Genomic DNA, 13,530 nt, shown 5'->3' on the forward strand with positions numbered 1-13,530 from the left:
AATTACTTAGCCAGTTCTTTGGCTTGCTCAACCCACTCGGGTTTCACTTTAACAGCCTCGAACGATGCAGCGTCAACAGCAGCCAGCTGAGCGTAGGTGGTGATACCAGCTTCGTTCAGTTTCTTAGCAGCAGCCGGACCAACGCCGGTGATTGCGGTCAGGTCGTCTGCGCCAGCAGCAGCGGCAGCCGGAGCAGCCTTTGCAGCTTTCGGAGCAGCCGCAGGTGCCGCAGCTTTCGGAGCAGAACCAGCACCGATTGCAGCTTTGACGCCCGATTTGTCTGCACCCGACTCAAGGATGTCGGTGATGCGAACGAGTGTCAGTTGCTGACGGTGACCAACGGTACGCTTCGACGAGTGCTTACGACGACGCTTAACAAAGTTGATAACCTTGTCGCCTTTGATCTGGTCGATGACTTCTGCCTGAACAGCAGCGCCTGCCACGAACGGCGCGCCAATAGTCGAACCAACCATCAGAATTTCGTTGAACTGGATTTTTTCGCCTGCATCGGCTGCCAGTTTTTCGACACGCAGAACGTCGCCCGAAGCAACTTTGTACTGCTTGCCGCCGGTTTTGAGAACCGCAAACATAGTATCTTCCTTCATCTACCGCGTCGCTGGGGCCACTTACGTGTTGGTGGCTATGCCGCCCGTGAACTGCGCGCCCTGATTTGGGCTGTATTGAATCAAAAACCAGGGCAGAATCCGCCCCGGATGCGGGCTTATCCTCAGAACCCTGTGGAAAGTCAAGCTAGAGTTCAGAAACCATCATCATTTGTGCGAGCTGAAGGCCTAGGTTCCTGCTGATATCTTCATACAGAGCCGAATAGGCATCGAAAAGAGCTCTATTCACCCCCTGCCCTGCCTCTGTTTGGGAAAACGCGATAAGCGTGTCCAAATCCGCATCAGACAGCGGTTGGTAGGCCATGTTCATGAAACCATAGACCCATTCAGAGGTGCTAGACCGCAATTCGGCTTCTTGGGCCCAAACATCTGATATCAAACTCTCAGGCGACGTTTGCCCATCCATTGCACCACCATCGTAAAGCCCCAGCAGGAACACATAGTTGTCGTTGAGAGCAGCGCTGATGTTTTTCTCGATGAGGTCATTGGCGTCAATATAAGCGGTAATTTGGTCAAAACGTGGGGTGCCGTGGGCATCAATCGCTGCCGCCGTCGCTGCGTCCAAAATATCGGGATCAGATACCGCTCGGCGTGCGTCGACCTCAAGCAGCACCGATTGGCGACCGGGGTCAGTTGAATAAAACGCCAACATCGCATCGACGTCTTGCCCAATGAGCGACCGTTCGAAGGCTGCAAACGCGGCGTCTTCCATCTGTTCTGAGTCATAGAGTTGCAAAATCACTGTCGACCAATGATCATTTACATGACCCATCAGCATTTCGTCCGCGAGTTGACCTGCGTAATCGATACCCTCCGCAGACATAATCGCGATAACGTCGGGCTGCATCAAAGCCTCAAACAAAGCCCGTTCAGCACTTTGTGACTGTTCTGCCATGGCAGGACCAGTGATCGCCGTGAGGCAGGACACGAAAACAAACGACTTAGCGCGCATGAGACACCCTTCTGTTGTGTGTTTACATATAGGCCGTCCGTGAATGTTCCAATTCCCATCGCAACCAGTTGATCGCTCTTTCTAAAAGATTTTTGTGAAATTGCTATTGCACGCCATTCGAAGTCCCATTAAACGCCCCTTCATCGCGGAGAGGTGCCGGAGTGGTCGAACGGGGCGGTCTCGAAAACCGTTGAGCCTTCACGGGTTCCCAGGGTTCGAATCCCTGTCTCTCCGCCATAAAAATCAAAACACGACCACTTACGAAAACGCGCCCCATTCGGGCGCGTTTCGCGTTTCATCGGCGCGTTAGTGTGCGGGTTCTGCAGCTTCAGCCAGAAAACGTCCTGCAACCCATCCGGTCAACCCAGGCTCTGTAATGGTTTGAACCTGACACCAGCGTTGCGCTTCTGCCATGCGACACCCCAAGTTTCTTACGACATCGTCGGCGTTGAGGACCGACACCTTGGTTGCACTTTGGCTGGGATCTGAACGCAGGTTCAAGTCACTGTTCGCGACAACAGACCAAAAATCCGGCCCGCCCATCAACCCATCAGCATAGTCATTTTGAACAATCCCCTGCTGCGCACCCGTGATCGATATGTCCAACGTATACACTGCAACCTCGTCTCGTCGCGCGGCTGCGCGGTACAAATAGACTGTAACCGTATAGTCACCCGAAACTGGCAAGGTGGCGCTAAACTGGTTGAGGTCTGGCACGCTGTCGCTGGTCAAACTACTGACCGCAAGTGCCGCATCACCTGGGACTGACCCGGGTGCATAGACGTTAAAATAGGTGGCCGCATTCGACGATTGAAGCGAGATATCCATCACCTGCCCCGCTTCGGCACCAAGATGGTACAAGACCATTTCCCGCCCAACAATCCGATCGGAGATTACAGTCCCTGTCGTTCCCGCTGCAAATTCAACGTCAACGGAACGATCACTACCCTGACCATGACCTGCGGTCGAAAGAGACACGAACACCAACAAAGATGCCGCTACAACTTTCAACATAATTCACCCTCACACCTTACCGCTTTAGATTATCACCCATCGGCAGTTCCGTCAGCCCACTTCAGGACCGTTCACAACATTGACAACCTTCCTTTGATTTCGACGCAAGACACGCCATATCGTAGCTTCAAATTAGGAGGTGACATGACACAGTATGAACGCCGACCCGAGGTGATCGAAGCGCTCGAACCCGAACAGTATTACGTGACCCAAGAATCCGGCACTGAACGTCCGGGCACAGGGAAGTACCTGAGCAATAAGGAGCCAGGTCTGTACGTCGACGTGGTTTCGGGGGAGCCCCTCTTTGCCTCGTCCGCAAAATATGAATCAGGCTGCGGCTGGCCTTCATTTGTGAAACCGATTGTCAGCGACCATGTTGTCGAACTCACGGACGTGTCGCATGGGATGGTCCGCACCGAGGTTCGGTCGAAATATGGTGACAGCCACTTAGGGCACGTTTTCCCAGATGGACCGCGTGATCGCGGTGGGCTGCGGTATTGCATAAATTCCGCGGCGTTACGCTTTATACATCGTGACGATATGGAAGCCGAAGGATATGGCGCGTTCATCGATCAAGTGGAGGAAAACTGATGGCTGAACAACGCGCGGTCCTTGCAGGTGGATGTTTTTGGGGGATGCAGGATCTGATCCGCCGTCAAACGGGCGTGTTGCGCACCCGTGTCGGCTACACAGGCGGCGATGTCCCGAACGCCACCTATCGGAACCACGGCACCCATGCCGAAGGGATTGAGATCATCTTTGATGACGCCAAGACGACTTATCGCGCCCTGCTGGAGTTTTTTTTCCAAATTCATGACCCGACCACTAAGAACCGTCAGGGCAATGACATTGGGATGTCGTATCGTTCGGCGATTTACTATGTCGATGAAGAACAAAAGGCCGAGGCACTGCGCACGATCGCAGATGTAGATGCCTCAGGTATTTGGCCCGCGAAGGTCGTGACCGAAGTCGAGCCTGTTGGTGATTTCTGGGAAGCAGAGCCCGAACATCAGGATTATCTAGAGCGGCACCCGAATGGCTACACCTGCCATTTCCCGCGACCAAACTGGACCCTACCACGCACATGAAAAAGGGGCCATTTGGCCCCTTCCCTTACTCTTCTTCGTCGTTCAGATCGGCGTCGTAATCGCCATTTCGTCCCTTATATCCCCTTGCGACCACGAACTTCTCTGAACTATCCGCACGTGACGACGGCGGTTTGATGTTCGCGACTGATTTGAAATTCTTCTTCAGTGTCTTCATCAATTCGCCTTCAGCCCCACCCGCGAGGACTTTGGCAACAAAGGTGCCGCCGGGGGCGAGAACGTCAAAGGCGAAATAAGCTGCCGCTTCACACAGCGCAATAATGCGAAGGTGGTCGGTTTGTTTGTGACCCGAAGACGCAGCGGCCATGTCAGACATCACAACGTCTGCCTCACCACCAAGCCATTCTTTGACCAAGAGGTCCGCGTCGTCGGATAGAAAATCGAGCTGGTGAATTTCAGCACCCGCCAGTGGTTCAACCTCTTGGAGGTCAACGCCCAATACGGTCCCGATCCGTTTGCCTTGCTTTTCACCCAAAGCGTTCACACGCTTCACCGCAACCTGCATCCAACCACCTGGAGCACAGCCGAGGTCCACAATCCGCGCACCTGGAACGAGGAACCGATATTTGTCGTCAAGCTCCAGGATTTTGAACGCAGCACGTCCACGATAGCCTTCGGCCTGCGCGCGCTTCACGTAAGGATCGTTCAACTGCCGCTGCAACCAACGGGTCGACGAGGTCTTGCGACCTCGGGCGGTTTTCACCTTAACGAAAAGGTCACGCTGTCCGCGTCCGCTGGTATTTTTTGTCCCGGGTTTCTTAGCCATTCTTCCAGTCCGATCTTAGCAGAGCGTTCCTCTACCCCTAAAACGGAGTATCCTCAAGCACGCCGTCTGCACTCATTTGTGCGTACAATAACCCTTCGCGCAGACCACGATCTGCAACCGACAGACGATCCGTCGGCCAAATTCGCATAAGGGCCTGAAGGATCGCTGACCCCGACATGATCAAGGCCTGACGGTCGCGCCCGATCCGAGGATCATTGCGACGCCCATCGGGGCCAAGCGTCAAATAATCGCGAATGACAGCGTCAATCTGATCGCTGGTCATACGCAGCCCATCGACCTTGGTCCGATCATAGCGTTTCAGCCCCAAATGGCTCGCTGCCACGGTTGTCACGGTGCCACTGGTGCCAACGATCTGGAACCCCTCGCGCGTCTGTTCTGCAGTATAGGGACTGAATTTCGACAGTTGCTCTTCAAAGAACCAGCTCATCAACGCAAACCGCGCCGCGTCGTCCTCTACGTCCTCAAACTGATCGCGCAGGGTTGCGACACCCAACGGCACCGAAATCCAGTCAACGACCTTAGCCGCAGCAAATGGACCAGGGTCCTGCACAAATCCACGGTGGAGCCGCATGATCGCACCGGGGCGTTCGCGATGCGGCACATTCGTGAGGTCAATCCAAACAAGTTCGGTCGAGCCGCCGCCAATGTCGACCACAAGCAACTGTTCGGTTTTGGTGCTGACGAGTGGCGCACAGGATATAACCGCAAGACGCGCTTCTTCCTCTGGGCTGATGATCTCTAGCCGGAGTCCCGTTTCACGTCTGATCTGATTAATGAACTGCTTGCCGTTCTTAGCCCTACGGCAAGCCTCTGTTGCGACCAGACGCATATGGCCGACCTTATGGCGCTGCAGCTTTTGCTTACAGATCCTCAACGCCGCAATCGTGCGGTTCATCGATCCACGACCTAGCCGGCCTGAACTTTCAAGCCCGTAGCCCAGCTGGACCGACTTAGAAAAGCTGTCAATGACATGAAACTGACTACCCTTTGGTTGGGCAATCAGCATGCGACAACTATTTGTACCCAAATCCAGCGCAGCATAAAGCGAGGCCGGATCAGGCATTACAGGCGCGGGGGTCTCTACCGCCTTCGGGAACGCGCCCGCACCACGGGGACGCTTGGGCGTCATAGGATACGCCCTCCATTTCAAGTTAACTCCAACCTATGCCCCCGCGCGGCGCCGCGCAAGCCTCTCTGGACGAAACCTAGTCGCAGGAAAGTGGCAGCATGTCGAAAACCGACCTCGTGTCGGAAAATGCCGAGCGTATGAAGAACACTAAGAGGAACAGGGAATCACAAATGGCAGATGTCACTATCGTTTACTGGCGCGATATTCCTGCGCAGGTCATCGTCGGCAAAGGTCGCCGCGGACACAAAGTGCAATTGCCCGAACGGTTTGAACAAGCGATCGACCGCGCCGCGATGAAAGCGGATATGGCGGGAACTGATGATTACCTCTCGGAATGGCGCAAGGCAGAGCCCTACTCTGTCGAAGGTGACGATGCAGAGGTCGCAAATGCCGAAGCTGCCCGTCTCGATGCCGAATACACACCAGAGCGTCTTCGGGCGCTTATCGAAAACAAAGGTCACGCGTGACCACCCGCTCTTTTAAGGAGGCCATCATGGCACTGCTTCCGTTTATGCGTAAAAAAGACTCTGTAACCACGGCTTCTGCCGATCTGGAAGCATTCCTCCAAGGTTACTCGATCGAAGTTATGCCACGCACTGCTGAGAAGGTTGAAAACTTCCGCGACCTGCTGCCTGCTGGCACACGCGTCTACATCGCGCATATCGATGGCACACCGATCGAAGACATGGTGGCAACTGCGGCCCGTCTGCGCGACGAAGGCTTTGACCCGATGCCGCACTTCCCTGCCCGCATCATCAAAGACGCGGCAACGCTCGAAGATTGGGTGAACCGCTATTCCTCTGAGGCTGGCGTGAACCAAGGTCTCATCCTCGCAGGAGGCGTTGACCAGCCTGTCGGCGAATTCCATTCGTCGATGCAACTCCTTGAGACAGGTATCTTTGATCGCGCTGGGTTCAAACGTTTGCATGTCGCAGGTCACCCTGAAGGCAACCGCGACATCGACCCCGATGGTTCGGACAAAAACGTCATGGACGCGCTGCGTTGGAAACAGAAATTTTCGGAAACCACCGACGCGAAAATCGCGATGGCGACCCAGTTCTGTTTTGAAGCGCAACCCGTTATCGAATGGGCTAACGCGCTGAAGGCCGCTGGCGTTGATATCCCGATCCACATCGGTATCGCTGGTCCGGCAAAACTTCAGACCCTGATCAAATTCGCTATTGCTTGCGGCGTTGGCTCGTCGCTGCGCGTCCTGCAAAAACGCGCGATGGATGTGACCAAACTCGTTCTGCCCTACGAGCCGAATGATATCCTCGAAGAACTCGCTGCTCACAAGGCTGCAAACCCTGATTTCAACATTGAACAGGTTCACTTCTTCCCGCTCGGTGGCATTAAGACCAACGCCGAATGGGCAATCAAAAATGGTGGCGACGCTGCCACCCCCGTAAATCAAGCCTAAGGACAGTCAGTATGACCCGCACTATCGTCGAATCCGCATCGAAAACCGCCATTATCGGCTTTGACCAGCCGTTCTGCGTGATTGGTGAACGGATTAACCCTACGGGCCGCAAGAAACTGGCTGCTGAACTCGAAGCAGGCGATTTCTCGACCGTTGAAAAGGACGCTCTGGCACAGGTTGCTGCAGGCGCGAACATCCTCGATATCAACGCTGGCGTTGTCTACAACTCCAACCCGAACCCGAACGAGACCGAGCCGCCGCTCATGGTCAAAATGATCGAACTGGTTCAAGGCCTGACCGATTGCCCAATCTGCATCGACTCTTCGGTTCCTGCTGCTCTCGAAGCGGGCCTTCAGGCTGCCAAAGGTCGTCCGCTCTTGAACTCGGTGACGGGTGAAGAAGAGCGTCTGGAGTTTGTTCTGCCGCTCGTGAAAAAATACAATGTTCCTGTTGTTGCTATTTCAAACGACGACACGGGTATTTCCGAAGACCCAGACGTTCGTTTCGAAGTCGCAAAGAAAATTGTTCAGCGCGCGGCTGATTTCGGCATCCCTGCATACGACATCGTTGTGGACCCGCTCGTTATGCCGATTGGCGCGATGGCTACTGCTGGGAACCAAGTGTTTGCGCTCGTCCGTCGTCTGCGTGAAGAACTGGGCGTCAACACGACTTGTGGCGCATCGAACATCTCGTTTGGCCTGCCGAACCGTCACGGCATCAACAACGCGTTCTTGCCGATGGCAATGGGTGCGGGCATGACCTCAGCGATCATGAACCCATGTGCGCTGCCCGTTGCGGCATCGAAGATCGAAGAAAAGAAACTGGAACTGGCTGCCGCTGGCATCATCGTTCCCGACGACATCGATCTCGAAACCTTCTGTCAGTTGACTGGTCTGGGTTCGACCCAATCGCGTCCGGGTAAAGAGATGGAAGCAATCCGCGCAGCCAACCTGCTGACCAACAATGACGCACATGGTGGTGACTGGATCCGCTTTAACAAGCCTCCGTCGGCTGCTGGCGCTGAAGGCGACGGTCGTCGTCGCGGTGGTCGCCGTCGCGGCTAATCATCTGGGAACACTCCCAAAAGAAACGGGCCCTCGCGGGCCCGTTTTTCGTTTAGCGGTAATAAAGCGATTTTCCGTTGTGGAAGATTTGAACCTTTTCCGGCACCGCCCGTAGGCTGACCGTTTGACCGCGCATATCCGCATGAATGCCCGGTAGCTTCCCGATCACAGGATCAGCGGCGCCGTTCTTTTCAAAATAGAGCAAGGTGACCTCGCCCAAAGCTTCGAGAATATCGACCTTACCCGTGTAAATCGCGTCGCAGTCGTCGCAGGGAACCATGTCCTCTGGACGGACACCGATATTCACCTTTAGGCCCATATCCGCCGTGCTTGTCGGCACCGCAGAAACAGCCGTTCCGCCCGTTGCCAGTTTTACCGTTGTCTGCGCACCCGTTTCCACGATTTCGCCAGCCAACAGGTTCATGGCAGGAGAACCAATGAACTGCGCCACAAATTCGTTCTCTGGCCGCTCATAGAGCTCCAACGGCGTGCCAACCTGCGCAATCCCTTTGTTCGCGAGAACGACAATGCGCGACGCGAGGGTCATCGCTTCGACCTGATCGTGGGTTACGTAGATCATGGTCGATTCAGGCATCGCCTCTTTCAACTGTGCGATCTCAATGCGAGTGGCAACGCGCAGCGCCGCATCTAGGTTCGAGAGCGGTTCGTCAAAAAGATACACCTGCGGGTCACGAACAATCGCACGACCAATCGCAACACGCTGACGTTGACCCCCAGAAAGAGCCTTGGGCAGGCGATCCAAATAGGGTTCCAACTGAAGGATCTTGGCGGCTTTGTTCACAGCCGCATCAATCTCTTCCGCAGATTTCTTTGCGATTTTCAGCGCAAAAGACATGTTATCGCGCACTGTCATATGTGGATAGAGCGCGTAGGATTGGAACACCATGGCGATCCCGCGCTGTGCGGGCGGAATGTCATTCACGACCTGTCCACCGATTTCCAGCGTGCCCCCGCTGATCTTTTCCAGACCAGCAATCATGCGAAGAAGCGTGGATTTCCCGCAGCCAGATGGGCCAACGAAAACGATCAACTCGCCTTCTTTGATGTCGAGGTTGATGTTCTTTAGAACCTCAACACCGCCACCGTAGACCTTGGCAACATCCGTAAGTTTGAGATCGGCCATCTGTTTCCCCTCCCCTTAGGTCCGCTTGAGCGCGATATAGGGCTGCCAAGGCCCCAGATGCAGCACGCCGTCGGGCGCAACATGAGCACCCCCCAGTTCGCCGCCAATTGGCAACCATTCCCCAGACGGAGCTGCCAAATCAGACGGCGTGTCACTCATATTGAACGCGCAATAGATCGTCGTGTCACCAGCAGATCGAGTAAAGCTGACGATATCGCCGTTCACTTCCAGTGGTGTTGACGCGCCAGATTTAAGAGCTTCATGGGCATGACGGAATGCGATGGCTTTGCGGTAGTGATGGATCAAGCCAGCCGGATCTTTCTCCTGCGGCTCAACCGAGAGACCAAGGTGTTCGCTAGACACCGGAAGCCACGGTTTACCATTGGTGAAGCCGCCGCTGCTGTTGTCCTGTTCCCAAACCATCGGCGTGCGGCATCCGTCACGGCCTTTGAATTCGGGCCAGAATTCGATGCCATAAGGATCTTGCAAGTCTTCAAAGGCAACGTCGGCCTCTGGCAGACCCAGTTCTTCGCCCTGATAAATACAAACCGACCCACGCAGGCACATCATCATCGTTGTGAACAGGCGGGATGCAGCAGGTGTTAGGCCCCAACGGGTGACATGACGCACAACGTCGTGGTTCGAGTAGGCCCAGCATGCCCAGCCATCTGCGGCCACTTCATCGACTTTCGACATAACGTCAGCCACATATTGCGCCGAAGGACGCGCACCAGACAGCAGTTCAAACGCGTAGCACATCTGCATGACGTCATTGCCACGAGTATATTGACCCATGATCTCAAGGCCACGCTGCGCATCACCGACTTCACCTACCGCAGCGGCGCCAAAAGGCTCCATCACGGCGCGAAGTTTACGAAGGAAATCAAGGTTCTTCGGGTGGTTCTTATCGTAAAGGTGCTCTTGGTGGTTATATGGGTTCACCGATGGCGCGATGGTCGCATTACGCATCTCTTTGGGAAGCGGCGGGTTATCGCGAAGCTGCTCATCGTGCATGTAGAAGTTGATGGTATCGAGGCGGAAGCCATCAACGCCACGGTTCAGCCAGAACCGACCTACGTCCAAAAGCGCCTCTTGGACCTTTGGATTGTGGAAGTTCAAGTCGGGCTGCGACACAAGGAAGTTGTGCAGATAATACTGCTCCCGACGTGCATCCCATTGCCACGCGGACCCACCGAAGATCGACAACCAGTTGTTTGGCGCGGTGCCATCTGGTTTCGGGTCAGACCAAACATACCAATCGGCCTTATCATTATCACGGCTCTGACGGCTCTCGACGAACCACGGGTGGACATCCGACGTATGCGACAACACGAGGTCGATCATCACACGAATGCCGAGGCTATGCGCTGTCTCAATAACCGCGTCGAAATCAGCAAGCGACCCGAACATCGGATCAACGTCGCAATAATCTGACACGTCGTAACCGAAGTCTTTCATCGGGGACGTAAAGAACGGCGAAATCCAAATCGCATCAACGCCGAGCGACGCGATATAGGGCAGACGCTGAACGATGCCCAAGAGATCGCCAATGCCATCTCCGTTGCTGTCTTGATAGCTGCGGGGATAAATCTGATAAATAACGGCCCCACGCCACCAGTCTTTGTCCTGCGTGTTAGACACAATCGGTGCCTTACTCATTTCAGTAGTCCTTATTTCACGGACCCGGCGAGGAGGCCTCGCACGAGGTATTTTTGCATAGCGAAGAAGACGATCAGCGGCACAGAGATCGACACAAAGGCTGCCGTCGCAAGAATTTCCCAGTTCCCGCCGCGCGTGCCCAAGAGCTCTACGATTTGGCGAGTCATAACGGTGGTGTTACCCGAGCTATCGATCAGGAACACGAGCGCCACGAGAAGGTCATTCCATGTCCACAGGAACTGGAAGATCGCGAAGGATGCGAGCGCAGGGAATGACAGTGGCAGGATGATACGAGTGAAGATCTGGAAATCGGTCGCCCCGTCTACACGAGCGTTTTCGATGATGTCCCGCGGAAGGCCGGCCATGTAGTTGCGCAGCAAATAGATGGCGAGCGGCATACCAAAGCCCGTGTGAGCCAACCAGACGCCCAGATAGCCTTTGCCGATCCCAATCGAGAGGTGCAGACGCAGGAGAGGAATCAGCGCGAGCTGTAGCGGCACGACCAACAGACCCACAATGGCTGCGATCAGAAGCGCTCGACCAGGGAAATCCATCCATGCCAAAGCATAGGCCGCGAAGGCCGCGATGGTGATCGGAATGATCGTTGCGGGAATGGTCACGGTAAGCGTGTTGAAGAACGCCTTTGCCATGTCGTCACTGGCCTGCCCGCCACCTTGCCCCGTGCCGAGGCCAAAAATGACCGACAGCAGGATCAGAGTGCCAAATCCAAACACGATGACGGCTGACCGCGTGTGATCGGGACGCAGCGCACGTGCGGAAAATCCAGCCACGCTGCCCACGATAACTGCAGCCACAACATAAACGAGGAGCGATTGAACAACACCCTGCCCAAGCACAGTGTCATAGTTTTCAAGAGTAAATTCTGGCGGCGTCACAGCCGTCACAAATACGCGCTGGCCACGGCCCGAGGGTTGTTCCGCAGACGACCAAATGTAGTCCCCGTTCGCCTCAACCGCAAAGCTTTCTCCATCACCCAGATCAGCAGCCTCACCCGCTGCATAAGCGGAAATGTCACGCGAAGATGAACCCCAGCGGGAAATTTCTGCCTCAGTCCCGCCGTCAAATAGATTGCCCGATACGACCCAAGACCCATCCGCCTGCTGAACGGCGAACTCATCTGGGTCGGCGGCGCGCAACGTCAGGCTCTGCTCGCTCGGGAAGAGAGCTTTCCACCAGCCAGAGGTTGAAATCTGATCCGCCGTACGGAAGGACGACACGAACAGACCAACGGTCGGGAAAATCCACAGCACGACCAGAAGAACGACTGAAATATGGACCGCCCAATTGAGCGAGGATTTGGTGCCTGCGATGTTGTCCATCAGCGCATCTCCTTGCGAGCATTATAGACGTTCCAAACGAGGATCGGCGTGACGAGCAACATGATGATCATGGCAGAGGCCGACCCTACGCCCCAGTCGTTCGAGCGGAAGAGTTTGTCATACATGTAGTTGGCGAGAACCTGCGTCTCCCACTGACCGTTGGTCATCGCGAACACGATATCGAACACCTTCAGCACAACGATGGTAATGGTCGTCCAAACCACAACAATCGTGTTCATGATTTGAGGAACTTTAATCTTGAAGAAAATCTGGAACGGGTTCGCACCGTCTATGATCGCAGCCTCAATCGTATCTTCGGGAATACCACGAAGCGCCGCCGAGAGGATCACCATAGCAAATCCCGTCTGAATCCAGATCAGTACGACCATCAGGAAAAAGTTGTTCCAGAACGGAATGGTCAGCCAAGTTTGCTGTTCGCCATAAGGCATCGCAAGGGTCGCGCTATCAATCACGTTAAGCGCCGATAGAACAGCAACCCAAGCCAGCAGAACCGCACCGACGACACGCATGAGCTTGAAGGCAATCCCTTCGACCACATGAGAGGCAGGTTTCACAATCGGACGACCGACAAGGTAGGCGGCATAGCCAACAACAGCGGCGAAACCTGCGAACATCAGGGCGGGAACGACGCGTAGGATCAGGATCGAGCCGAAACCGCCATCGAACTGCAGCCAAAGCGCGTTCAAGATACCGATTTGGTTCTGATCCGCAGGACGTGCATCGTAGATCAGTTTAAAGATCACAGCCGCGCCAACGAAGGAAATCGCCATCGGCATAAAGATCAGGGATTTGGCAAAGCTGCCCCATTTGATACGGTCGGTCAGTTGCGCGACCAACAGTCCCAGAGCCGTTGCAGCGGCTGGTACAATGAGAAGCCAAAGAAGGTTGTTCCGCATCGCTTCCCAGAATTTATCTTCGGCAAACATGCGGCGGTAGTTGTCAAAACCAACGTATTGGGAGGCCCCGCCCGGCAGGCGTTCGCTCAGCGACAAACGGAACGTTTCGACAACGGGATAAGCGAGGTAAAGCCCCAGCGCCAAGAGCGCAGGCATCAGAAACAGCCACGGGCGAACCATATTGGCGCGATTGATGTTGCGCCCTGCGTCAGCACCTTTAGCTGGGAAAAGAACCTTATCGAGAAAGATGTTCGAGCCGTAGAAATAGGCCAAACAGCCGCCAACGCCGATAAAAATGGTGATTAAACCCTGTAACGCCGGACTCATGGCAGCCCCTCCCCTGAGCGGTAGAAAATAGGGGCAACCTTACGCAAA

The 13,530-nt window shown here is 55.0% G+C and carries 14 protein-coding genes and 1 tRNA gene; 6 read left to right on the plus strand and 9 right to left on the minus strand.

Features of this window, described 5'->3' with window-relative positions:
• Positions 1 to 2: 2 nt before the first annotated feature.
• Both BSK21_RS06800 and BSK21_RS06805 read right to left on the minus strand, forming a co-directional pair.
• A complete protein-coding gene (locus BSK21_RS06800) occupies positions 3 to 590 on the minus strand; it encodes a 50S ribosomal protein L21 (protein WP_067545146.1) in 588 nt (195 codons plus the stop codon).
• Positions 591 to 750: 160 nt separating this feature from the next.
• A complete protein-coding gene (locus BSK21_RS06805; protein ID WP_067545149.1) occupies positions 751 to 1,575 on the minus strand; it encodes a DUF2059 domain-containing protein in 825 nt (274 codons plus the stop codon).
• Positions 1,576 to 1,722: 147 nt separating this feature from the next.
• Between BSK21_RS06805 and BSK21_RS06810 the strand changes: the two genes are divergently transcribed.
• Positions 1,723 to 1,812, plus strand: a tRNA-Ser gene (locus BSK21_RS06810).
• Between the two features lie 69 nt (positions 1,813 to 1,881).
• Here the strand turns inward: BSK21_RS06810 and BSK21_RS06815 are convergent.
• Positions 1,882 to 2,589, minus strand: coding sequence for an SH3 domain-containing protein (locus BSK21_RS06815; RefSeq protein ID WP_067545152.1), 708 nt, complete (start codon positions 2,587 to 2,589; stop codon positions 1,882 to 1,884).
• Positions 2,590 to 2,733: 144 nt separating this feature from the next.
• Here BSK21_RS06815 and msrB point away from each other — a divergent pair, with 144 nt between their 5' ends.
• Positions 2,734 to 3,180 carry a peptide-methionine (R)-S-oxide reductase MsrB gene (gene msrB / locus BSK21_RS06820; protein ID WP_067545155.1) on the plus strand — a complete coding sequence of 149 codons (447 nt, stop codon included), beginning with the start codon at positions 2,734 to 2,736 and terminating at the stop codon, positions 3,178 to 3,180.
• Positions 3,180 to 3,677, plus strand: coding sequence for a peptide-methionine (S)-S-oxide reductase MsrA (msrA, locus tag BSK21_RS06825; RefSeq protein ID WP_067545158.1), 498 nt, complete (start codon positions 3,180 to 3,182; stop codon positions 3,675 to 3,677). Before msrB ends, msrA begins: the two co-directional genes overlap by 1 nt.
• A gap of 25 nt (positions 3,678 to 3,702) precedes the next feature.
• On the opposite strand, the gene BSK21_RS06830 is transcribed toward msrA, so the two are convergent.
• Both BSK21_RS06830 and BSK21_RS06835 read right to left on the minus strand, forming a co-directional pair.
• Positions 3,703 to 4,461, minus strand: a complete 759-nt coding sequence (locus BSK21_RS06830) for an RlmE family RNA methyltransferase (RefSeq protein WP_067545161.1) — start codon at positions 4,459 to 4,461, stop codon at positions 3,703 to 3,705.
• A gap of 37 nt (positions 4,462 to 4,498) precedes the next feature.
• Entirely contained in the window at positions 4,499 to 5,611 is a 1,113-nt protein-coding gene (locus tag BSK21_RS06835; RefSeq protein WP_067545164.1) for a Ppx/GppA phosphatase family protein, read from the minus strand.
• 170 nt (positions 5,612 to 5,781) lie between these two features.
• On the opposite strand from BSK21_RS06835, the gene BSK21_RS06840 reads away from it, so the two are divergent.
• Genes BSK21_RS06840 through BSK21_RS06850 form a run of 3 tightly spaced genes read left to right on the plus strand, consistent with a single transcriptional unit; the run spans position 5,782 to position 8,095 of the window.
• Entirely contained in the window at positions 5,782 to 6,078 is a 297-nt protein-coding gene (locus BSK21_RS06840) for a virulence factor (protein WP_067545167.1), read from the plus strand.
• Positions 6,079 to 6,104: 26 nt separating this feature from the next.
• On the plus strand, positions 6,105 to 7,031 hold the full coding sequence (locus tag BSK21_RS06845) for a 5,10-methylenetetrahydrofolate reductase (protein WP_067545170.1): 927 nt from the start codon (positions 6,105 to 6,107) through the stop codon (positions 7,029 to 7,031).
• Between the two features lie 11 nt (positions 7,032 to 7,042).
• The gene (locus BSK21_RS06850) at positions 7,043 to 8,095 is read left to right on the plus strand and encodes a methyltetrahydrofolate cobalamin methyltransferase (protein WP_067545173.1); all 1,053 of its coding nucleotides are present in this window, start codon (positions 7,043 to 7,045) and stop codon (positions 8,093 to 8,095) included.
• Positions 8,096 to 8,147: 52 nt separating this feature from the next.
• Here BSK21_RS06850 and BSK21_RS06855 read toward each other — a convergent pair whose 3' ends face one another.
• Genes BSK21_RS06855 through BSK21_RS06870 form a run of 4 tightly spaced genes read right to left on the minus strand, consistent with a single transcriptional unit; the run spans position 8,148 to position 13,482 of the window.
• Positions 8,148 to 9,239, minus strand: a complete 1,092-nt coding sequence (locus tag BSK21_RS06855) for an ABC transporter ATP-binding protein (protein WP_067545176.1) — start codon at positions 9,237 to 9,239, stop codon at positions 8,148 to 8,150.
• 15 nt (positions 9,240 to 9,254) lie between these two features.
• On the minus strand, positions 9,255 to 10,898 hold the full coding sequence (locus BSK21_RS06860; protein ID WP_067545179.1) for an alpha-glucosidase: 1,644 nt from the start codon (positions 10,896 to 10,898) through the stop codon (positions 9,255 to 9,257).
• A gap of 11 nt (positions 10,899 to 10,909) precedes the next feature.
• Positions 10,910 to 12,238: a carbohydrate ABC transporter permease gene (locus tag BSK21_RS16145; protein ID WP_231924648.1), complete on the minus strand. Its 1,329-nt coding sequence runs from the start codon at positions 12,236 to 12,238 to the stop codon at positions 10,910 to 10,912.
• A complete protein-coding gene (locus BSK21_RS06870; protein WP_067545182.1) occupies positions 12,238 to 13,482 on the minus strand; it encodes a carbohydrate ABC transporter permease in 1,245 nt (414 codons plus the stop codon). The genes BSK21_RS16145 and BSK21_RS06870 overlap by 1 nt, the downstream gene beginning before the upstream one ends.
• Between the last annotated feature and the right edge of the window lie 48 nt (positions 13,483 to 13,530).

Source organism: Marivivens sp. JLT3646 (assembly GCF_001908835.1).
In the GTDB taxonomy this organism is placed as follows: Bacteria; Pseudomonadota; Alphaproteobacteria; order Rhodobacterales; family Rhodobacteraceae; genus Marivivens; species Marivivens geojensis.